This is a genomic window from Aeromonas sp. R4-3, from assembly GCF_040908275.1.
Taxonomy (GTDB): domain Bacteria; phylum Pseudomonadota; class Gammaproteobacteria; order Enterobacterales; family Aeromonadaceae; genus Aeromonas; species Aeromonas rivipollensis.
Map to the genome: position 1 here is coordinate 57,591 of NZ_JBFODK010000021.1, position 20,860 is coordinate 78,450.

Sequence of the window (20,860 nt, forward strand, 5' to 3'; positions counted from 1 at the left end):
AACGTTTTTGCTAACAGGGTTGTAACCAGGTGGACTTGCAGTGATGGGGGTAGGGGAGCAGAATCCGCGCCCATCTTCAGTCCCACTAGATGGAATCCCTATGATCGCCCTGCTCGGCATCTTGAGTATCCTGGCACTAGCCGCACTCTGCTCTGATAATCGTCGTCGTATCCCGTTGAGAACAGTGGGTCTCGCCCTCTGCCTGCAAGTCCTCTTCGCCGCCCTGGTGCTCTGGCTGCCCGCCGGTCAGAGCGTGCTCAACGGCGTCAGCGAGAGCGTCAGCAGCGTGATCGGCTACGGTCAGGAGGGGATCGCCTTCCTGTTCGGCGACCTGGCCAAGTTCAAGCTGGGCTTCATCTTCGCGTTCAACGTGCTGCCGGTCATCATCTTCTTCTCCGCGGTGATCGCCATCCTCTACCACATCGGCATCATGCCGCGGGTCATCGCCCTGCTGGGAGGCGGTCTGCAGAAGCTGCTGGGCACCGGCCGTGCCGAGAGTCTCTCCGCCACCGCCAACATCTTCGTCGGCATGGTGGAGGCGCCTCTGGTGGTCAAGCCCTACCTCTCCAAGATGTCTGACTCCCAGTTCTTCGCGGTGATGAGCTGCGGTCTCGCCTCAGTGGCCGGTGGCACCCTGGTGGGCTATGCCAGCATAGGGGTCGAACTGAAATACCTGATCGCCGCCGCCTTCATGTCGGCGCCTGCCGGTCTGGCCATGGCCAAGATCCTGGTGCCGCCCGGTGCCGATGAGGTGGATCACCATCAGGATGTGGAGATCCCCCGCGCCACCAACGTGATCGAAGCGGCGGCCGATGGCGCCATGTCCGGCCTCAATATCGCTGTGGCGGTGGGTGCGACCCTGCTGGCCTTCGTCGGCGTGATTGCCATGCTCAACGGCCTGCTGGGCTGGGCCGGTGATCTGGTGGGGCTGGATCTGAGCTTCCAGATCATCCTGGGCTGGCTGTTCGCCCCCGTCTCCTGGCTGATCGGCGTGCCCTGGGATCAGGCTCAGGCGGCCGGCGCCCTGATCGGCACCAAGATTGTCATCAACGAGTTCGTCGCCTTCATCGCCCTGGTGCAGGATCAGACCCTGAACGAGTCGAGCAAGGCTATCGTCACCTTCGCCCTGTGCGGTTTCGCCAACATCTCCTCCATGGCGATCCTCATCGGCGGCCTGGGGGCCATGGTGCCGGAGCGAAAGTCCTTCATCGCTCGTTACGGCATGCGCGCCATACTGGCGGGGGTGCTGGCAAACCTGATGAGCGCTTCGCTCGCGGGGCTGTTCCTCGCCCTCTGAGTGGCCTCGAGGCTAGCACCTTCAGATCAAAGCCCGCTTCGGCGGGCTTTCTTGTGGCCGTTGTCGGGCAAAAAAAAGGCGCTGTCCGAGTTATGTGTTGAAAGGCTAACCTTGAAGCAGGTCATCACCTTGAGGGCCTCCATCATGGATACCCAAGCCTTTCAACATCTACTCTCTCTTTTCCCACAGCTCACTTTGCGCCAGCGTCGCCTCGCGCAACATGAACTCACCGCTCCTCACCCCATCACCTCTTTAGCCACCCAACTCCCCCCTTGCCAATGTTGCCCTCACTGCCAGGCCGAGGCCGCGCAGTTGGCTCCCTGGGGCTGGAGTCGAGGGTTGCGTCGCTATCGCTGCAAGCAGTGTCTGCGTACCAGCTCCGTTCTCACCAAGACGCCACTGGCCCGACTTCGTAAGGCACAGTGCTGGGAAGACTATGCCCAGGCCCTCATCGACGGGCTGACCGTGCGACAGGCTGCCGTCCGCTGCGGGGTCTGTAAAAACACCGCCTTTTTGTGGCGTCACCGCTTCCTGAAAGCCATGGCGAGCCACCAGGCGGCACGGGAAGGGGGTATCGTCGAGGTCGATGAGACCTTCTTCCTGGAGTCGTTTAAAGGGCAACGTGGTTTGCCCCGCCCGGCCCGTCATCGTGGGGGCAAAGGCCGTACCCGAGGCACAGGGTCGGATTACATCCCGGTGATGGTGGTTCAGGACCGGGCTGGTCACCATGCGGATTTTCAGTTGGAGAAAGATAGCGGTTTTGACACCCCTTGTCTCGCCAGATGCGGTGTTGTGTAGCGATGGCGCCGGGGTGTATGCCAGTTTCAGCAAAGCGCAGGGAGTGACCCATCAGGTCGTGCGCAATCGTCAAGGCGAGCGCGTGGTTGGCGCGTACCACATCCAGCATGTAAACGGATATCACCGTCGGTTGAAAGAGTGGATGGATCGGTTCCATGGGGTAGCGACCCACTATCTGAGGAATTATCTGGGTTGGCGAAGGATGCTGGAGCGCTATGGACGGGAAGTGACTATCCCACGTTGCTTGCATGAGGCGCTGGGGCGCCCCATGCAACACGTAATTGGGACATAGCCAAAAAAAAGCGCCTCAGAGGAGGCGCGGGGAAAAAGACAGATTGGAAGCGTCACATGGGTGCCACTTGAATGAGGGATGAGCCGTGCCATCCAAGTGTGAGTGCATCATGCCTTTCCCAGTCTGAAGCCCTTCTGAGGCGATTCTTCATACTATGTTCATTTTGCTAAACGCCCGGCGGCGTCAGCTCGAAGCCTCTGTTCTCCAGATTCAGTGCCAGCAACCAGCGTTGTGAACGGGATGCCGCCGGCTAACCAAGGGTCAGGGAGTCAGCGTGAAGTGGTCGACAGTCTGTTGTTCCAGCGCCAGCAACCAGTGTTGTGAACGGGATGCCACTGGCTAATCAGGGGGTCAGCGCTACGTTGTCGACAGTCTGTTGCTCCAGCGCCAGCAACCAGTGTTGTGAACGGGATGCCGCCGGCTAACCAGGGGTCAGGGAGTCAGCGTGAAGTGGTCGACAGTCTGTTGCTCCAATGCCAGCAGCCAGCGCTTGATGGGAATGCCGCCAGCGTACCCCGTCAGCGCGCCGCTGCTGCCTATCACTCGGTGGCAGGGCACTATGATGCTGAGCGGGTTGCGGCCGTTGGCCGCCCCGACGGCCCGCACCGCCTTGGGGTTGCCGATGGCCTGGGCTATCTCGAGATAGCTGACGGTCTCGCCGTAGGGGATGTCGCACAGGGCGCGCCACACCGACTGCTGGAAGGGGGTGCCTCTGGCGGCGAGCGGCAGCGTGAAGCGCCGCAGCCGGCCAGCAAAATAGGCCTCGAACTGCTCTAGGTAGGGGGCCAGGGCCGCATCGTCCCGCTGCCACTGCGCCATGGGGGTCACCGGCTGTTCCCCTCGCACGAACTCCACGAAGCGCAGGCCATCCTGGTCGATGGCGACCAGCAGGGGGCCCTGGGCGCTGTCACAAAAGCTGTATCTCATGAGTCTCTTTTCCTCGGCCTGAACGGCTCACTCCATCCCGGGCTTGCCACGGGCCGACTTGATCTCGCCCTTGCGCTTCTTGGCGTCGACCCGCTTGCGCTGGGAGCTTCGGGTCGGCTTGGTGGCATGGCGGGCCTTGGGGCGCCAGGCGGCCTTTTTCAGCAGCTCGGTCAGGCGGCTCATGGCCTCCTTGCGGTTCATGTCCTGGCTGCGGTGGGTCTCGACCCTGATCTGGATGAAGCCATCGTGGACCCGGCTGTCGCTCAGCTTCTCCAGCCCCTCCTTGTAGAGATCCGGCAGGCTGGGGGAGTCGCGGTAATCGAAGCGCAGCCAGATGGCGGAGTCCGTCTTGTTGACGTGCTGGCCCCCGGCACCCTGGGCGCGCATGGTCTGAAACTGCAGCTCATGCCAGGGAATGATCACGCTGTTGGAGATGACTAACATGGGGTGATGCTCTCATTTGGTGCATCAAGGGAGTCTGGTGCAGCTTGGTGCCTCATTATGGGGCGAGATGCGCTTCCTTGGTGATCCTGGGCCGAAACGGCTCAAGGGTTAATGGCTATCTTTATGAAAATAAACAATAAAAATACTTGGCACAAGAATTGATGACCCATTCGTGACATACCATGGATTGGGAGCAACCAGATGAAGCTGATTACTGCGATTATCAAACCTTTCAAGTTGGACGACGTGCGCGAGGCCATCGCCAACCTGGGCGTCGAGGGCCTGACCGTGTCCGAGGTCAAGGGTTTCGGTCGCCAGAAGGGGCACACCGAATTATACCGGGGGGCCGAGTACCAGGTCGACTTCCTGCCGAAGGTAAAGCTGGAGATCGCCACCGCCGACGAGAACGTGGAAGGGGTGATCGAGGCCATCTGCAAGGCGGCTTATACCGGCAAGATAGGGGACGGCAAGATTTTCGTCTATGACCTGCTGCAGGCAGTGCGCATCCGTACCGGCGAGAGCGACGACGAGGCGCTGTGATGCTGCGCCAGGGCCCCGGCCACTGAGCCGACCGGGTTGAGCGCTCAGGCCCTGCCGGGCCGATAGCAAAAGAGAATGCGTGGTCATGGAGAGACTGGGTGGGATTCCATCCGGTCTTTTTGTTTTGGCGACGATTAAATATGTGGCCTTACCTCTGCAAACCGCCTTGATCCTCTCATCCCGATTCATGCAGAATGCAAACGAAAATAGTTATCACTATATGCACAGACAAGGAATGGATGATGAAAATGAAGATGTTGGCGCTGCTGTTCTCCTCGCTGATCGCCCAGTCGGCCTTTGCCGCCGCTGAAGTGAATGTCTACTCCAATCGGCAGGATGAGCTGATCAAGCCCATCATCCAGCAGTTCGAGAAAGAGACCGGGATCAAGGTCAATGTGGTATTTGCCAAAGAGGGGCTGAACGAGCGCCTGGAGCGCGAAGGCAAGCTCTCCCCGGCGGATCTGATGCTGACCGTCGACATCAGCCGCCTGACCGATCTGGTGGACAAGGATCTGGTGCAACCGGTGGACAGCAAGACGCTGCAGGAGAACATCCCCTCCATCTATCGTGATCCGGACAACAAGTGGTTTGCCCTGACCACCCGGGTGCGCGCCATCTACTCCAGCAAGGATCGGCTCGGCAAGCTCGACACCATCCGCTACGAAGATCTGGTCAAGCCTGAATTCAAAGGAAAAATTTGTACCCGCAGTGGCAAGCACGAGTACAATGTGGCGCTGGTTTCGTCCATGATTGCCCATCACGGCATGGCGGACACCAAGACCTGGCTGGAAGGGGTCAAGGCCAACCTGGCGCGCAAGCCGCAAGGCAACGACCGGGATCAGGTCAAGGCGATCAAGGATGGTATCTGTGATGTCTCCCTCGGCAACAGCTACTACCTGGGCGCCATGCTGAAAGATCCGGCGCAGAAATCCTGGGCCGAGGCGGTTTACATCAACTTCCCGAACCAGGCTGATCGCGGTGCCCACGTCAACGTGAGCGGCGTGGCCATGACCAAGTACGCCAAGAACAAGGAAGCCGCCCAGAAGCTGATGGAGTTCCTCTCTGGCGACACCGCCCAGCACATGTATGCGGACGTGAATGCCGAGTATCCGGTCAAGGCCGGGGTCGAGCCTTCCGCCATGGTCAAGTCCTGGGGTAGCTTCAAGTCTGACCCCATGCCGGTCAGCGACTATGCCAAGCACCGCAAGGATGCCTTGCAGCTGCTGGATGAAGTGAAATTCGACTTGTAATCAGATGGGGCCTAAGGCCCCATCAATCGCTGTGGTCTCATGAAAAATTTTGGATGGATTGCCGGCAGCTGGGCCACCGCCCTGCTGCTGGGCTTACCGGTGCTTGCCCTCATCTTCTCTGCCTTCTCGGCAGACGGAGACCTGTTTCGCCACCTCGCCGATACGGTGCTGCTCGATTACCTTGGCAACACCTCAGGGCTGGTGCTGGGGGTAGTGCTGCTCAGCCTGTTGTTCGGGGTGCCCACCGCCTGGCTGGTCGCCATGTGCCAGGTGCCGGGGCGCCGCGTCCTGCAGTGGGCGCTGATGCTGCCCATGGCCATGCCCTCCTACATAGTGGCTTACGTCTATACCGACCTGCTTGACTACTCGGGCCCGCTGCAGGCGGGGCTGAGATCCCTGTTTGACTGGCAAAGCCCGGCCGATTACTGGTTCCCAGCCATCCGCTCCCTCGGCGGTGCCGCCTGGGTGCTGGCGCTGGTGCTCTTCCCCTATGTCTATCTGCTGGCGCGCGCCTCCTTCCTAGAGCAGTCGGTCAGCCTGATCCACTCCAGCCGATTGCTCGGTTGCACCCCCTGGCAGAGCTTTCGTCGCCTCAGCCTGCCCCTGGCCCGTCCTGCCATCATGGTGGGGGCGTCGCTGGTGGCGATGGAGACACTGGCGGACTTCGCTACAGTCCACTTCTTTGCCATCAACACCCTGACGACGGCCATTTACGACACCTGGCTCGGCTATGGCAGCCTGGCCACAGCCGCACGGCTCTCCTGCCTGATGTTGCTGGCTGTGGTGCTGCTCATCGCCCTGGAGCGCCGCTCCCGCCAGCGTCAGCAGGTGTTCCAGAAATCCATGGGCCATGAGCAGCCCCTGCGCTACCCCCTCAAGGGGGCCAGCCGTCTGCTGGCCGGGCTCTGGTGCTGGGGGCTGGTGCTGGCCGGTTTCGGCCTGCCGTTCGTGATACTGCTGGACTACGGGGTGCGCTATTTCGCACTGTCGTGGACGCCGGAATTCGTGCGTTTCGCTGGCAACAGTCTGCTCATCTCGGCCCTGACAGCCCTGCTTGCCATGGCCATAGCCCTGCTGCTCGGCTTCTTCCGCCGCCTCGATGGCGGCACCCGCAGCCTGCTGCCCCTGCGCATCGCCGCCACCGGATATGCCATGCCGGGCACAGTGCTGGCCATCGGGGTGCTGGTGCCGCTGACGGCGCTCGATTTTGGTCTCAACGATCTGGCCGAGTGGCTCGGGATGCAGGGGCCAGGCCTGCTGCTGACCGGCACCCTCACCGCCATCGTATTCGGCTACCTGGTGCGCTTCGTGGCCATCGCCATCGGCTCGGTGGAGAGCAGCATGGGCAAGGTCTCCCCCAGCCTCGACATGGCGGCCCGCTCCCTGGGGCAGGGGACGGGGGGCATGTTGCGCCGGGTGCATCTGCCCCTGGTGCGACGCGGCCTCTTTGCCGGTGCCATGCTGGTGTTCATCGAATCCATGAAGGAGCTGCCTGCGGCCCTGCTGCTGCGGCCGTTCAACTTCGAGACCCTGGCCACCCACGTCTACCAGTTCGTCTCGGACGAGATGCTGGAACGGGGGGCGCTCGGCGCCATCGTCATAGTGCTGGTGGGGCTGGTGCCGCTTATCTGGGTCAACCGCAGCCTGGATAGCCCGGGTCACTAGGCCCGTTATCAGGGTATATGAGGGCATCCCGGCCGGCGGCGGGGATGCCATGAAACGAGAGGAACCGAGTCTTGTCTTGCTTGCAAGTAGAGAAGGTAAGCTGCCGTTACAACGGCCAGAACGTGCTGGAACAGCTCTCCCTGACGGTGGCCGACAACGAGATCGTCTGCCTGCTCGGAGCGAGTGGCTGTGGCAAGACCACGCTGCTCAAGGCCGTCGCCGGCCTGCTGCCGCTGGCGGAAGGCAGCATTCGTCTCGGCGAGACCCTGCTGGATGGGCCCGGCGTGACGGTCTCGCCTGAGCGTCGCCACATCGGCATGATCTTTCAGGATTACGCCCTCTTCCCCCATCTGACGGTGGCCGAGAACATCGGCTTCGGGCTGACCCGGGCGCCTCGCGACAGCCGCCAGCAGCAGATCGAGGAGGCGCTGACCCTGGTCAACCTGCAGGGGCTGGGGGATCGCTATCCCCATCAGCTCTCCGGTGGCCAGCAGCAGCGGGTCGCCATCGCCCGCGCTTTGGTCTGCAAGCCGCGGCTGATGCTGCTGGACGAGCCCTTCTCCAACATCGACACCCAGGTGAGGATGAAGCTGATCCTGGAGATCCGCGCCCTGCTCAAGCGTCAGGGAATCGGCGCCATCTTCGTCAGCCACAGCAAGGAGGAGGCGTTCGCCTTCGCCGATCGGCTGGCGCTGTTCCGGGCCGGTCATATCGAGCAGGTGGGCCAGCCGGAGCAGCTCTATCGCCGCCCCGAGAACCGCTTCGTGGCGGAGTTTCTCGGCGGGGTCAACTATCTGGCGGCCGAGGTGGTGGACAGCCACTGCGTGCAGACAGCGCTCGGGGTCATCTGTGGCCATGAAGCGCACGGTCGCTCCCCGGGAGAGCGGCTGCAGCTGATGCTCAGGCCCCAGCAGCTGGTGTTGACGGCCGCCGCTGATGGCGACTTGCTGGTGCGGGAGCAGCAGTTCCTCGGCCATCACTGCCGGGTGCTGGTGGAGTGCGCCGGTCAGGTGCTGGAGGCCAGCATAGGGGAGCCTCTTGAAGGGGAGAGGGCGCGGGTGACCGTGGCCCCCCATGCCCTGGTGCTGTTCGAACAGATGCCCTGATAGTGATGTGAAATCAAGGAATTGACCCGGTTCCGGTTTATAATCGCGCCACGCCCATAGCCAATGTCTTTGGAGAGAGAAATGAAAGCTCAAGCCGGGATCTGCGCAGAGCCGAATCTGCATGCCCTCTATCTGATGTTCAATCGCACCGGTGACGGTGCCGAGCTGGCGGCCCGTCTGGCCAAGCTGCCGGTTCTGTGGGATGCGGTGAGTGCCGATTTCCCCGACGCCGGTTTCAGCGGTCTGGTCGCCGTCGGTGCCGAGGGCTGGGATGCCATCTACCCTGCCGCCCGTCCGCCCCAGTTCCGTGGCTTTATGGCGCAGTCTGCCAACGGCCAGGAGGCCCCGAATACCCCGTTCGATCTCTTCGTGCAACTGCGTGCCGATCGGGTCGACGTGCTCCATCACGCCGGGCAGCGGGTGATGGCGCTGCTGGCCGGACTGGTGGAGCTGGCCGAAGAGGTGCGTGGTTTCCGCAATCTGGACTGCCGGGATCTGACCGGTTTCGTCGACGGCACCGAGAACCCCCAGGATGAGCACAGGGCCGAGGTGGCACTGCTGGAGGGGGGCGAGTTTGCCGGCGGATCCTATGTCCATGTCCAGCGCTGGGTCCATGCCATGAGCGACTGGGAGAAGCTGGCCCTGAAGGAGCAGGAAGACATCATTGGCCGTACCAAGGCGGACAACATCGAGTACGAGTCGGCCGACAAGCCGCTGACCTCCCACATCAAGCGGGTTAACCTCAAGACCCCGAAGGGGGAGTCCATGGAGATACTGCGCCAGAGCATGCCCTGGGGCACCATGACCGAGCAGGGGCTCTACTTCATCTCCTGCTGCCGCACCCCGCAGCACTTCAATGCCATGCTGGCCAGCATGTACAAGGGGGAGGGCAGCCACTTCGATCACCTGCTGCGCTTCACCAGGGCGGTGACAGGGGCCGCCTTCTTCGCCCCCTCCATCGATTTTATGGTCGCCCAGGGTAAGTAACGACTTGCCGAACGCGCAGAAACAAAAATCCCGGCCTTGGCCGGGATTTTTCGTTCAGGTGGCGCGAGCGCGACCCGATCAGGGGGTCTGTTCGAACAGCTCGAGGGCGGAGAGGTAGAGCTCTTCGATGTCGGTGTCGCTGGTCGGGGTGATGAAGATGGTGTCATCACCGGCTATGGTACCGAGGATACCTTCGGCCTTGCCGAGGGAGTCGAGCAGGCGGGCGATGAGCTGGGCCGCACCCGGGCTGGTGTGGATCACCACCAGGGCGCCGTTGTGGTCGACATCCAGTACCAGATTCTTGAGCGGGCTGGAGGTGGTGGGCACACCCAGCTCCACCGGCAGGCAGTAGACCATCTCCATCTTGGCGTTGCGGGTGCGTACGGCGCCGAAGCGGCTCAGCATGCGCGAGACCTTGGACTGGTTGATGTTCTCAAAGCCCATCTCTTGCAGGGCAGTGACTATCTCTGCCTGGGAGCCAAATCGCTCCTCTTTCAGCAAGGCTTTAAAGGCCTTGGCCAGTTTTTCTTGCTTGTCGTTATGTTTCATCTTGGACTCACGAATGAGGGAGGTGACCGCCTGTCACGCTCAGGCGGCAGATACGAACAGCGCTGCTATTTTGCATTCATATGCCTGTTTTGGCAAGGAAGCGGCGCTTGTTCTGCATATTGATTCAAATATAGCTTGCATCAACTTATGCTGGCGCTAGAATCAGGACGAAATTTTGAAAACTTATTCAATTGGGCTGTATGGGTATCGAATTAATCGGCATCGAAAAATCCTGGCACAAGGTGCCGGTACTGCAACAGGTCAGCTTCCGGACCGCACCCGGCGAGACCTTGGTATTGCTGGGCCCGAGCGGTGCGGGCAAGAGTTCGCTGCTGCGGATGATGAACCTGCTGGACACCCCGGATGCGGGTGTGCTGCGCATTGCTGACAGTGAATTTTCTTTCCCGTCCAGCCTCTCTGCCGCGGAATTCAACCGTCAGGCCCAGGCCTTGCGCCGCAAGGTGGGCATGGTGTTCCAGCAGTACAATCTGTGGCCCCATCTCACCGTGATGGAGAACCTGATTGAAGCCCCCGTCAAGGTGCTGGGCATGAGCCGCGAGGCCGCCATCGAGAAGGGCGCCTACCTGTTGGCCCAGTTGCAGCTGGCCGACAAACGGGATGCCTGGCCTGCGCGCCTCTCCGGCGGTCAGCAGCAGCGGGTGGCCATAGCCCGTACCCTGATGATGGATCCCCAGGTGCTGCTGTTCGATGAACCGACCGCGGCGCTCGATCCTGAAATAACCAAAGAGGTGGCGGAGATCATCCGCACCCTGAGCCAGACCGGCATCACCCAGGTAGTGGTGACCCACGAGGTGGAGTTCGCCCGCAAGGTGGCCAGTCAGGTGATTTATCTGGAGAAGGGGCGGATCATCGAATCCGGCACCGCCGCCATCTTCCAATCTCCGCAAACCAGCCGGTTTGCCGAATTCTTGATGCATTGATACTGAATCGATAAGGAAGCTGTCATGAAAAAGAGTCTGTTGCTGGTTGCTGCCATGGGTCTGCTGAGCACCTCGGTGCTGGCCAAGGAGATCAAGTTCGCCACCGAGGCCACCTATGCGCCGTTCGAATACCTGGATGACAAGAACGAATTCCAGGGCTTTGACATCGATCTGGCTCGCGCCGTCTGCGAGCAGGCCAAGCTGGAGTGCAGCTTCCACAACCAGGCCTTCGACAGCCTGATCCCCAGCCTCAAGTTCCGTCGCTATGACGCCGTCATCGCCGCCATGGACGTGACCCCGGAGCGGGCCGCCCAGGTCGACTTCTCCGACATCTATTACGAGAACTCGGCGGTATTCGTGGCCAAGAAGGGTGCCTTCAAGGGGCCTGAAGAGCTGGTGGACAAGACGGTCGGCGTGCAGAACGGCACCTCCCACCAGTCCTACCTGGTGGACAACTGGGTGAGCAAGGGTCTGCTGACCGTGCCCTACGCCAGCTACCAGAGTGCCTTCCTCGACATGATGAACGGTCGCACCGACGGCGTCTTCGCCGACACCGCCGTCGCCGCCGACTGGCTCAAGCAGCACAAGGAGTACGCTGTCATCGGCACGCCGGTGACCGACGCCAAGTACTTCGGTACCGGCTTTGGCATCGCTGTGGCCAAGGGCAACCAGGAGCTGCTGACTCAGCTGAACAAGGGGCTGGCCGAGATCAAGGCCAACGGCACCTATCAGAAGATCTATGACAAGTACTTCGCGCAGTAAGCCATGCTGAGCCTGTTGTTGGATGCAGCCTGGATGACCCTGGGGCTGGCCTTGGCATCACTGGTCGGGGGCATGGCGCTTGCGCTGGCGTTCAGCGCCGCCGAGCTCAGCAAGCGCAGTTGGCTGGTGTGGCCTGTGGCCACCCTGACCACGCTCATTCGTGGTTTGCCCGAGCTGCTGGTGGTGCTGTTCATCTACTTCGGCTCGACCCAGGTGTTGTTCCTCATCACCGGCGAGTACGTGGAGTTCAGCCCCTTCGCCTGCGGCGTGCTGGCGCTCTCCCTGCTGTTCGCCAGTTACGCCACCCAGACTCTGCGGGCCGCCCTTAATGCGGTGCCCGCCGGGCAGCGGCTGGCGGCGCTGGCGCTGGGCCTTGGCAAGAGCCACATTTTCTTTCGCATCGTGCTGCCCCAGGCCTGGCGTCACGCCTTGCCGGGGCTCGGCAACCAGTGGCTGGTGTTGCTGAAAGACACGGCCCTGGTCTCCCTCATCGGGGTGAACGAGATGATGCGCCAGGCACAGATGGCTTCGGCCAGCACCTATGAACCCTTCACCTGGTATGCCGCTGCGGCCCTCATCTACCTGGCCATCAGCCTGGTGAGCGAGTTCGGCCTCAAGCAGGCTGCCAACTATACCCGCCGTTACGGAGGCTGATCATGCAGGATTACCTGATGACCCTGCTGGGGGGGCTGGCCATCACCCTGCAGCTCACCGCCTTCAGCCTGCTGCTCGGCGTGCTGCTGGCGGCTGGCATGACCTGGGTGCTGGAGCGCCGCATTCCTGTGGCGACCCAGCTGGTGCAGCTGTGGGTGCTGATCTTCACCGGCACGCCTCTGCTCATCCAGATCTTCCTCATCTACTACGGGCCGGGTCAGTTCGAGTGGCTCAAGGCCGGCCCGCTCTGGCCGCTGCTCAAGCAGCCCTGGTTCTGCGCCGTGCTGGCGCTCGGCTTCAACACCGCGGCCTACTCCACCCGGCTGTTCAAGGGGGCGCTCGATGCCATCCCCGCCGGCGAGGTGGAAGCCTGCCGAGCGCTCGGTTTCTCGGCCGGCCAGACCCTGTGGATGAAGGCGCGTCACGCCGCCCGTCGGCTGGTGCCCGCCTACTCCAACGAGGTGATCCTGGTGCTCAAGGGCAGTTCCCTCGCCAGCACCATCACCATCATGGACATCATGGGGCTGGCCCAGCGTCTCAACGCCCAGACCTATGACACCCTGGCGGTGTTCACCGTGGCCGGGGGCCTCTACCTGACCATGAATGGTTTGTTAACAATTGGTTTCCGCTGGTGCGAGAAGCGAGCACTGGCATTCCAGTCCTGAAGCAGTCGTATTTACCTCTTAATGGTGAGGGAGACACAGGAAATCTGTGTCTTTCCTCCCATTTATCGCATATTCCTCTCCGATTTCGTCGCCGCTTGTTCCCTGGCTCACAGAACCCGTGATTACAACTGTTATCAGATTGTTTTTTAGCAGGGGATCCTTTAAGGTGAGGCGCACAATAAGAAACAGCGTTAACCCAACTAGAAACAACCTTAAACCTACGCTTAGACATGGAGTTGATCATGAAAGTTGCCGTTCTGGGTGCCGCCGGTGGCATCGGCCAAGCCCTTGCTCTGCTGTTGAAAAATCGCCTGCCTGCCGGTTCCGAATTGAGCCTGTATGATATTGCCCCGGTCACTCCGGGCGTGGCGGCGGACCTGAGCCATATCCCGACTGACGTGAAAGTAAAAGGTTTCTGCGGTGAAGATCCGAGCCCTGCTCTGGTCGGCGCCGATGTCGTGCTGATCTCTGCCGGCGTGGCGCGCAAGCCCGGCATGGATCGTTCCGATCTGTTCAACATCAACGCCGGTATCGTCAAGAACCTGGTGGAGAAGTGTGCCGTTTCCTGCCCCAAGGCACTGATCGGCATCATCACCAACCCGGTCAACACCACGGTCGCCATCGCCGCCGAAGTGTTGAAGAAGGCCGGTGTTTATGACAAGCGTCGCCTGTTCGGCGTGACCACCCTGGACGTCATCCGTGGCGAGACCTTCGTTGCCGAGGCCAAGGGCCTGAACATCGACAAGATCCGCGTCAACGTGATCGGTGGCCACAGTGGCGTGACCATTCTGCCGCTGCTGTCCCAGATCGAAGGGGCCAGCTTCACCGCAGAAGAAGCGGCAGCCATGACCAAGCGCATCCAGAATGCCGGTACCGAAGTGGTGGAAGCCAAGGCCGGTGGCGGTTCTGCCACTCTCTCCATGGGTCAGGCAGCCTGCCGTTTCGGCCTGTCGCTCATCAAGGGTCTGCAGGGCGAAGCCAACGTCATCGAGTGCGCCTATGTGGAAGGCAATGGCGAGCACGCCACCTTCTTCGCGCAGCCGGTACTGCTGGGCAAGAACGGTGTCGAGAGCGTGCTGGACTACGGCAAGCTGAGCGCCTTCGAGCAAGAGTCCATGGACAGCATGCTGGCTACCCTGAAGGCCGATATCCAGCTGGGTGTCGACTTCGTCAAATAAGCCGCAGCGTCGATCATGAGGGGAGCCCAGGCTCCCCTTTGTCATTTCCGGGGTTTGCCATGGCGGACTAAGGAGATGGACCCGGCTGCCGATAAAGAGGGCAGCAGGAGATCCCTATGATGAAACCCAGTACCCTCATCGGCCTCGTCGGTCTGTGCAGCCTCCCCTTGCAGGGGGCCGAGCCGGTATCCGCGGCCACGCCAACCCAGTCGGTGGCGGCCACCTCCTTCCCGGTGCCCTCGGCGGCCTTGCCATCGAGCGCACCAGTGCCGGTTGCGCCAGCGACCCCACCGGCCACCGCAGCTGTACCGTCAGCCGCGGTGCCTGCTGGTGATCCGGCCCCTGTGCTGTCGACCGTTGCCGCACCTGCCCCCGTGACATCAGCCCCGGCGGCTGCACCGCTGCCCAAGGCGGTGAACCCTGGATCTCTGGTCACCGGAGAGCTGCAGGCGGTACCGCTCTATCGCCAGGACGAGCTGCTCAACTGGATAGAGCAGGGACGTCATCTGACCCGGGTGAAGCAGGACAGGTGCCAGCTGACCCAGGACATAGAGGCGCGCGCCTCTGTGATGAAGATCCCGGCCTATCAGTTCCTGTGGGGGGACATGCTGGCCTGGGGCGTCTGCACCAAGCCGGACGCCCAGGTCGGCGTGCAATACATGTGGGAGGCGGCCAATCAGGGCCTGGCCCCGGCACTGGAGCAGCTGGGGCGCTATTACTGGAAAGGCATCCTGGTCCAGAAGGATCTGGTGCGGGCCGAGACCCTGATGCGGGAGGCCGCCAGCCTGGGTTTCCAGCGGGCCCAGATAGAGTGGGTCGAGATGCTGCTGCAGGGCATGGGCAGTCCGCTGGATTACGAAGAGGCTTACCACTGGCTGCACGGTGCCGTCATCGGGGACAAGGTGACCCACCAGAAGGCCGCGAGTTTGCTGAGCCGGCTCGGTAATCGCATGCCCGCCAATGCCATCGCCCGCGCCAAGGCGATGCACTAGGCTCGGCAAGCCAGGTCACTGGATACAACAAGGCCCACGAACCTGCGTTCGTGGGCCTTGTGCATTTCCCCGGGCAGGAGGCGGGATCAGAGATCCTGATGGGGGCCGAATACCTCGTAGTGCATTCTGTCTGCGGGGACGCCCAGGGCCAGCAACTGGGTCTTGATCGCTTTCATGAAGCCCAGAGGACCGCAGAAGTAGTAGTGGGCGTTGGCCGGGATGAGGTCCGTGACCTGTTCCAGCGCAATGGTGCCGCTGAAGTCGTAGTCCTTCCCCTGCACGTCCTGCTCGGCAGGCACCCTGTACCAGATCCGGCTCTGCAAACTGGCGTGCTGGCGGCTCTTGGCCTGGATCTCTTCCTTGAAGGCGTGCTGGGTGCCATGCTCGCAGGCATGGAGCCAGCGGATTTCAGTTCCCGCTTGTTCGGCCAGCAACTGGTTGAGCATGCTCAGCATGGGGGTCAGGCCCACACCGGCGGAGAGCAGCACCACCGGGGTGGCCGTCTCGGTCTGCAGGAAGAAGTCCCCCGCCGGCGGCATCAGCGCCACCTCGTCACCGACATGAAGCTTGTCATGCAGCAGGTTGGAGGCCTGGCCCTGGGGCTCGCGCTTGACGCTGATGCGGTAGTCGTGGCCATTGGGGGCATCGGAGAGGGAGTATTGACGGATCTCCTGATGCTCCAGCGACGGGTGATTGAGCCTGATGCTGATATATTGCCCCGGCTTGAAGCGCAGCACGGGCTTGCCGTCGACGGGCGCCAGCACGAAGGAGGTGACAAGCTCGCTCTCCTGGCGCTTCTCCTTGATGAGGAAGGGGCGGGCCCCTTGCCAGCCACCGAGCTCGCTCGCCTTCTCCCGGTAGAGCTCCCCCTCCCGACCTATGAAGATGTCGGCCAGCACGCCATAGGCCTTGCCCCAGGCCTCCAGCACCTCGTCCGTCACCGCACTGCCACCCATTTCTTTGAGCGTGGCCAAGAGATGACTACCCACAATGTGATATTGTTCCGGCTGGATCAGGAAACCCGTGTGCTTGTGGGCGATGCGTTCCACGGCTCCGGCCAGGGCCCCCAGGTTGTCGATATTCCTGGCGTAGGCCGCCACGGCACTGAACAGAGCCAGGGGCTGACCGCCACTGCGCTGATGGGCCAGGTTGAACACATCCTTCAACTCGGGGTTGTGGTTGAACATGCGCTGGTAGAAGTGCTGGGTGAGGGCAGGCCCCGCCGATTCGAGCAAAGGAATGGTGCTCTTGATGACGGCGATGGTGGCTTGGTCTAACATAGGAGGTCCTTTCTAATTGAACATCTGGAATGTCACTTAATAAGTTGCATCCTAAATGTTTAATTGATCTGGATCAATCATCAATTCTTTGCGCTATGCGCCACAGGCACTATGAGACTAACAAGCTATACCGATTTTGGATTGAGAGCCCTGCTCTATCTGGCCACCTTGCCGGAGGGGGAATTGTCGAGCGTGGCCAAGGTGTCTGCCTTGTATGACGTCTCTCGCAATCACATGGTGAAGGTGGTTAACCAGCTGGTGAAGCTGGGTTATCTGCAGTCCCAGCGTGGCAAGAATGGCGGGATCCGCATGGCCTGTTCCCCTGAGAGCGTGAACATAGGCCAGGTGATCCGGGCGCTGGAAGGCAACTTGGACGGCATCGACTGCAACTCGCCGGTGTGCCACATCGTCTCTGTCTGTCTGCTCAAGAGTGCCTTGAAGGAGGCGATGAACGCCTTCCTGGCGGTGATGGACGGCTATACGCTGCAAGACTTGCTGGCCAACCGTGACGAGCTGCAGCAGGTGTTCGGCGAGTTGATCCCGACCCTGGTGCTGGAGCCGGATGACGAGAACGAGTGAGACGAAAAAGGCTGCCATCGGCAGCCTTTTTTCAATCCTCGTAACCTGACTCGTTACGGTAGAGATGTGGCATGATCTTCGCCATCTTCACCATGTTGTTCTCGACTTCGATGATCTCGATGGGATAACCCGCCAGCCTGACGCTGATGTTGGGCTGGGGGATCTCCTCCAGGTACTCCAGGATCACCCCGTTGAGGGTACGCGGGCCGTCAATGGGCAGGTGCCAGTGCATCTCCTTGTTCAGCTCGCGGATGCTGGCGGAGCCTTCCACCAGGAAGGAGCCGTCCGGCTGGGGGTGGATCTCGTCGCTTGGCGCCGGGGCCATGGAGGTGGTGAAGTCGCCCACTATCTCTTCCAGGATGTCATCCAGGGTGATCAGCCCCTGAATATCGCCATACTCGTCGACAATCAGCCCGATCCTCTCCTTGTTGCGCTGGAACTTGGCCAACTGCACGTTGAGCGGCGTGCCCTGTGGAATGAAGTAGATGGGATCGACTTCCCGCAGCAGGCTGGACTTGCTGAACTGGTCTCTGGCGACCAGCCTGAGGGCGTCACGAGAGTGTAAAAATCCGACAACGTCGTCGATATTGTCGCGATAGAGCAGGATCTTGGTATGGGCGCAGTGAGCCAGCTGGCGCAATATGATCTTCCAGTCGTCATTGATGTCGATGGCAGAGATCTCGCTGCGTGGCACCATGATGTTCTCTACCGTCATCTTGTCCAGATCCAGAATACTGATCAGCATCTCCTGATGGCGCTGGGGGATGAGGCTGCCCGCCTCGTTGACTATGGTGCGCAGCTCTTCGGTGTTGAGGGAGTCATCCTTGCGATGTTCCAGCCGCAGCAGCTTGAGCAAGAGGTTGGTGATGCTGTTGATGAGCCAGACCAGGGGGGCGAAGGGTACCATCAGCCCCTTGAGGACCCAGGAGGCGGGGTAGGCGATGCGTTCGGGAAACATGGCAGCCAGTGTCTTGGGGGTGACTTCCCCGAATACCAGCACCACCAGGGTGAGGCCGAAGGTGGCAACGGCGACGCCGATGTCCCCGAACAGCCGGATGCAGACTATGGTGGCGATGGCGGAGGCCAGGATGTTGACCAGGTTGTTGCCGATCAGGATGAGGCCAAGCAGGCGGTCCGGTCGGGCCAGCAGCTTTTCGACCCGACGGGCCGCCTTGTGCTTGGTTTGGGCCAGATGCCGCAACTTGTAGCGGTTGAGAGACATCAGACCGGTTTCGGAACTGGAGAAGAAGGCTGACAAAACAATCAAGATAACGAGAACAATCAGTAATGTGCTCGTTGAGATACTGTCCAAGAAGGGCTCCTGTTGGGGTGGTTTTGGGGTGGCTGAACCGTCAGCTCAGCAAGACTTCCTTGACGAAGCGGCTGCCAAAGTAGGCCAGGGTCAGGATGACGCTGCCGATGAGGCTCAACATGATGACCTTGCGACCACGCCAGCCTCGGGTGTGGTGACCCCACAGCAGCAAGGCATAGACGCACCAGGCCAGGATCGAGAGGATGGCCTTGTGGGATTTGCCCTGGGCGAACATGTCTTCCAGGAAGAACAGGCCCGAGGCGATGGAGAGCGTCAGCAGCAAGAGGCCCGCGGAGATGAGCTGGAAAAGCCGCTTCTCTACCGTCATCAGGGGCGGCATGGCTGGCAGATGGCTGATCTTTCTGGACTTTAGCTGCCGATCTAAGCAGGCAAGCTGGAGCGCAAAGAGGCAGGCGATCATCAGCACCGAATAGGCCATCAAGGCGAGCCCTATGTGCAGCAGCAGTTGGGGATGCGCTTCCAGATGGGTGATGTAGCGACCCGGTATGAGGGCGCTGGCGGCGAGCAGCAAGGCCGAGAAGCTGTAGACCACGGGCAGCAGGATCCAGCCGTTGAAGCGGCGGGTGACGCAGGTCATGAAGCAGCTGATGATGAGACTGACCAGGGACGCGACGTTCAACATGCTGAGATTCTGGCCGGAATGGGTGGCCAGCACCTCGCTTCCCACCGCCACGCCATGGGCGGCCAGGGCCAGGCCGACACAGGCAAACAGCGACACCTGCCCGACGGGCTTGGCGCTGAGCAGCAGGTGCAGAGAGGCGATGATGGCCAGCAGGTAAAACGCCAGGGCCAGAACAGAGATCACGATCATAACCAGGTCGTTGTCGAACAAGCTTTTATGGATAAGAGGGGCAGTATACCTTGCACAAGATATGCTCGCCAGTTGTGCCAGGGGCTAACTGCCCATATATAAGTAGCAGCTGACGGCCCCGTGCGGCGAATAATCGTCCTCCGGCGTTGACTGGGGTATAATGCCCTCCATTTGTTACACCCGCTCATTCGATGGCGGGTCACCGCCGCAAGCGGTGAGTAATCGTCCTCACAGTGCTGACTGGGGTATAATGCCCCACTAGTTACGCCAAGAATCGGAATGCGTCATGTTTGAGAATTTGACTGAACGACTCTCGCGCACCCTGCGCAATGTCAGTGGCCGTGGCCGGCTGACCGAAGAGAACATCAAGGATACCTTGCGTGAAGTGCGCATGGCGCTGCTCGAGGCGGACGTGGCCCTGCCGGTGGTGCGTGACTTCGTTGCCCGCGTGAAAGAGCGTGCCGTCGGCCAGGAAGTGGCCAAGTCCCTGAGCCCGGGCCAGGCCTTCATCAAGATAGTGCATGGCGAGCTGGTCTCCGTCATGGGGGAGGCGAACGAGCAGCTCAATCTGGCCGTCCAGCCGCCGGCCATCATACTGATGGCGGGTCTGCAGGGCGCCGGTAAGACCACGACTGTGGGCAAACTCGCCAAGCTGCTCAAAGAGCGCCACAAGAAGAAGGTGCTGGTGGTCAGTGCCGACGTCTATCGCCCCGCGGCGATCAAGCAGCTCGAGACCCTGGCCAATGACATCGCGGTCGATTTCTTCCCGAGCGATGTGACCCAGAAGCCGGTGGCGATCGCTACCGCAGCCATCGATCAGGCGCGCAAGAAATTCTATGACGTGGTGATCGTCGATACCGCCGGTCGTCTGCACGTGGACACCGAGATGATGGCGGAGATCCAGGATCTTCACGCCACCATCAAGCCGGTCGAGACCCTGTTCGTGGTGGATGCCATGACAGGTCAGGATGCCGCCAATACCGCCAAGGCGTTCAACGAAGCGCTGCCGCTCACCGGCGTCATCCTCACCAAGGCGGATGGCGACGCCCGCGGCGGTGCCGCCTTGTCGGTGCGCCACATCACCGGCAAGCCGGTCAAGTTCATCGGTATGGGCGAGAAGACCGACGCCCTTGAGCCCTTCCACCCGGACCGACTCGCGTCCCGTATCCTCGGCATGGGCGATGTGCTGTCGCTCATCGAGGAAGTGGAACGCACAGTCGACAAGGAGAAAGCCGCCAAGCTGGCCAGCAAGGTCAAGAGCGGCAAGGGTTTCGATCTGGAAGATTTCCGCGAGCAGCTGGCCCAGATGCGCAACATGGGCGGCATGATGGGCATGCTCGACAAGCTGCCCGGCATGTCCGGTCTGCCGGATAATGTGAAAGATCAGATGGATGACAAGATCACAGTGCGGATGGAGGCCATCATCAGCTCCATGACGCCTAAGGAGCGTGCCCATCCCGATCTCATCAAGGGCTCCCGCAAGCGTCGCATCGCCGCGGGTTCCGGTATGCAGGTGCAAGACGTGAACAAGCTGCTCAAGCAGTTCACCGAGATGCAGCGCATGATGAAGAAGATGTCCGGCAAGGGCGGCATGCGCAAGATGATGGGCCAGATGAAGAACATGCTGCCGCCCGGATTCGGTGGTGGCGGACGCGGTCCGTTCTGATGTTCCTGCTTGTCAGGCAAAAAGGCTCACCTCGGTGAGCCTTTTTCATGCCAGCTCCTGCGCAAAAAATAGCAGGCTTGGTTGCAATTATTACGAATCCAAGTAGAATTACGCGGCTTATTTTAAGCTAGGGTCTGCGTATTT

General features: G+C 61.1%; 20 protein-coding genes and 1 pseudogene. 15 read left to right on the forward strand and 6 right to left on the reverse strand.

Annotated features, from left to right (window positions below; genetic code table 11):
- The first annotated feature begins 100 nt into the window (after positions 1-100).
- Both AB5Y91_RS04865 and AB5Y91_RS04870 read left to right on the forward strand, forming a co-directional pair.
- On the forward strand, positions 101-1,297 hold the full coding sequence (locus tag AB5Y91_RS04865; RefSeq protein ID WP_139743701.1) for a NupC/NupG family nucleoside CNT transporter: 1,197 nt from the start codon (positions 101-103) through the stop codon (positions 1,295-1,297).
- Positions 1,298-1,441: 144 nt separating this feature from the next.
- Positions 1,442-2,387, forward strand: a pseudogene (locus tag AB5Y91_RS04870) (IS1595 family transposase).
- A gap of 432 nt (positions 2,388-2,819) precedes the next feature.
- On the opposite strand, the gene AB5Y91_RS04875 reads toward AB5Y91_RS04870, so the two are convergent.
- Both AB5Y91_RS04875 and arfB read right to left on the reverse strand, forming a co-directional pair.
- Entirely contained in the window at positions 2,820-3,314 is a 495-nt protein-coding gene (locus tag AB5Y91_RS04875) for a methylated-DNA--[protein]-cysteine S-methyltransferase (RefSeq protein ID WP_368169208.1), read from the reverse strand.
- A gap of 27 nt (positions 3,315-3,341) precedes the next feature.
- Entirely contained in the window at positions 3,342-3,758 is a 417-nt protein-coding gene (gene arfB, locus AB5Y91_RS04880; protein ID WP_368169209.1) for an alternative ribosome rescue aminoacyl-tRNA hydrolase ArfB, read from the reverse strand.
- A 201-nt stretch (positions 3,759-3,959) separates the two neighbouring features.
- Here arfB and glnK point away from each other — a divergent pair, with 201 nt between their 5' ends.
- From glnK to AB5Y91_RS04905, 5 genes are all read left to right on the forward strand, one after another.
- Entirely contained in the window at positions 3,960-4,298 is a 339-nt protein-coding gene (gene glnK / locus AB5Y91_RS04885; RefSeq protein ID WP_005332325.1) for a P-II family nitrogen regulator, read from the forward strand.
- Between the two features lie 242 nt (positions 4,299-4,540).
- Positions 4,541-5,548 carry a Fe(3+) ABC transporter substrate-binding protein gene (locus AB5Y91_RS04890; protein ID WP_163149534.1) on the forward strand — a complete coding sequence of 336 codons (1,008 nt, stop codon included), beginning with the start codon at positions 4,541-4,543 and terminating at the stop codon, positions 5,546-5,548.
- A 39-nt stretch (positions 5,549-5,587) separates the two neighbouring features.
- Entirely contained in the window at positions 5,588-7,213 is a 1,626-nt protein-coding gene (locus AB5Y91_RS04895; RefSeq protein ID WP_368169210.1) for an ABC transporter permease, read from the forward strand.
- A gap of 71 nt (positions 7,214-7,284) precedes the next feature.
- A complete protein-coding gene (locus AB5Y91_RS04900; protein WP_368169211.1) occupies positions 7,285-8,319 on the forward strand; it encodes an ABC transporter ATP-binding protein in 1,035 nt (344 codons plus the stop codon).
- A gap of 81 nt (positions 8,320-8,400) precedes the next feature.
- On the forward strand, positions 8,401-9,306 hold the full coding sequence (locus AB5Y91_RS04905) for a Dyp-type peroxidase (protein WP_368169212.1): 906 nt from the start codon (positions 8,401-8,403) through the stop codon (positions 9,304-9,306).
- A gap of 78 nt (positions 9,307-9,384) precedes the next feature.
- Here AB5Y91_RS04905 and argR read toward each other — a convergent pair whose 3' ends face one another.
- Entirely contained in the window at positions 9,385-9,855 is a 471-nt protein-coding gene (gene argR / locus AB5Y91_RS04910; protein WP_005308670.1) for a transcriptional regulator ArgR, read from the reverse strand.
- Between the two features lie 200 nt (positions 9,856-10,055).
- On the opposite strand from argR, the gene AB5Y91_RS04915 reads away from it, so the two are divergent.
- The 6 genes from AB5Y91_RS04915 (at position 10,056) to AB5Y91_RS04940 (ending at position 15,047) form a co-directional block, all read left to right on the forward strand.
- Positions 10,056-10,796 carry an ATP-binding cassette domain-containing protein gene (locus tag AB5Y91_RS04915; protein ID WP_163135598.1) on the forward strand — a complete coding sequence of 247 codons (741 nt, stop codon included), beginning with the start codon at positions 10,056-10,058 and terminating at the stop codon, positions 10,794-10,796.
- Between the two features lie 24 nt (positions 10,797-10,820).
- Entirely contained in the window at positions 10,821-11,558 is a 738-nt protein-coding gene (locus AB5Y91_RS04920) for a transporter substrate-binding domain-containing protein (protein ID WP_025325686.1), read from the forward strand.
- Positions 11,559-11,561: 3 nt separating this feature from the next.
- Positions 11,562-12,212 carry an arginine ABC transporter permease ArtQ gene (artQ, locus tag AB5Y91_RS04925; protein WP_171275409.1) on the forward strand — a complete coding sequence of 217 codons (651 nt, stop codon included), beginning with the start codon at positions 11,562-11,564 and terminating at the stop codon, positions 12,210-12,212.
- 2 nt (positions 12,213-12,214) lie between these two features.
- The gene (artM, locus tag AB5Y91_RS04930; protein ID WP_289986437.1) at positions 12,215-12,877 is read left to right on the forward strand and encodes an arginine ABC transporter permease ArtM; all 663 of its coding nucleotides are present in this window, start codon (positions 12,215-12,217) and stop codon (positions 12,875-12,877) included.
- A gap of 242 nt (positions 12,878-13,119) precedes the next feature.
- Positions 13,120-14,055 carry a malate dehydrogenase gene (gene mdh / locus AB5Y91_RS04935; RefSeq protein ID WP_025325689.1) on the forward strand — a complete coding sequence of 312 codons (936 nt, stop codon included), beginning with the start codon at positions 13,120-13,122 and terminating at the stop codon, positions 14,053-14,055.
- Between the two features lie 401 nt (positions 14,056-14,456).
- Positions 14,457-15,047 (forward strand): tetratricopeptide repeat protein, encoded by a 591-nt coding sequence (locus AB5Y91_RS04940; RefSeq protein WP_368169238.1) that lies wholly within the window; start codon positions 14,457-14,459, stop codon positions 15,045-15,047.
- Between the two features lie 86 nt (positions 15,048-15,133).
- On the opposite strand, the gene hmpA is transcribed toward AB5Y91_RS04940, so the two are convergent.
- A complete protein-coding gene (hmpA, locus tag AB5Y91_RS04945) occupies positions 15,134-16,327 on the reverse strand; it encodes an NO-inducible flavohemoprotein (RefSeq protein WP_368169213.1) in 1,194 nt (397 codons plus the stop codon).
- A gap of 111 nt (positions 16,328-16,438) precedes the next feature.
- Between hmpA and AB5Y91_RS04950 the strand changes: the two genes are divergently transcribed.
- Positions 16,439-16,906: an Rrf2 family transcriptional regulator gene (locus AB5Y91_RS04950; RefSeq protein WP_106885000.1), complete on the forward strand. Its 468-nt coding sequence runs from the start codon at positions 16,439-16,441 to the stop codon at positions 16,904-16,906.
- Between the two features lie 31 nt (positions 16,907-16,937).
- Here the strand turns inward: AB5Y91_RS04950 and AB5Y91_RS04955 are convergent, their stop codons facing one another.
- Positions 16,938-18,218, reverse strand: a complete 1,281-nt coding sequence (locus AB5Y91_RS04955) for an HlyC/CorC family transporter (protein ID WP_368169214.1) — start codon at positions 18,216-18,218, stop codon at positions 16,938-16,940.
- A 40-nt stretch (positions 18,219-18,258) separates the two neighbouring features.
- A complete protein-coding gene (gene ccsA, locus AB5Y91_RS04960) occupies positions 18,259-19,050 on the reverse strand; it encodes an inner membrane protein YpjD (protein ID WP_234676010.1) in 792 nt (263 codons plus the stop codon).
- 286 nt (positions 19,051-19,336) lie between these two features.
- Between ccsA and ffh the strand changes: the two genes are divergently transcribed.
- Positions 19,337-20,716 (forward strand): signal recognition particle protein, encoded by a 1,380-nt coding sequence (gene ffh, locus AB5Y91_RS04965; RefSeq protein WP_368169215.1) that lies wholly within the window; start codon positions 19,337-19,339, stop codon positions 20,714-20,716.
- The last annotated feature ends 144 nt before the right edge of the window (positions 20,717-20,860 follow it).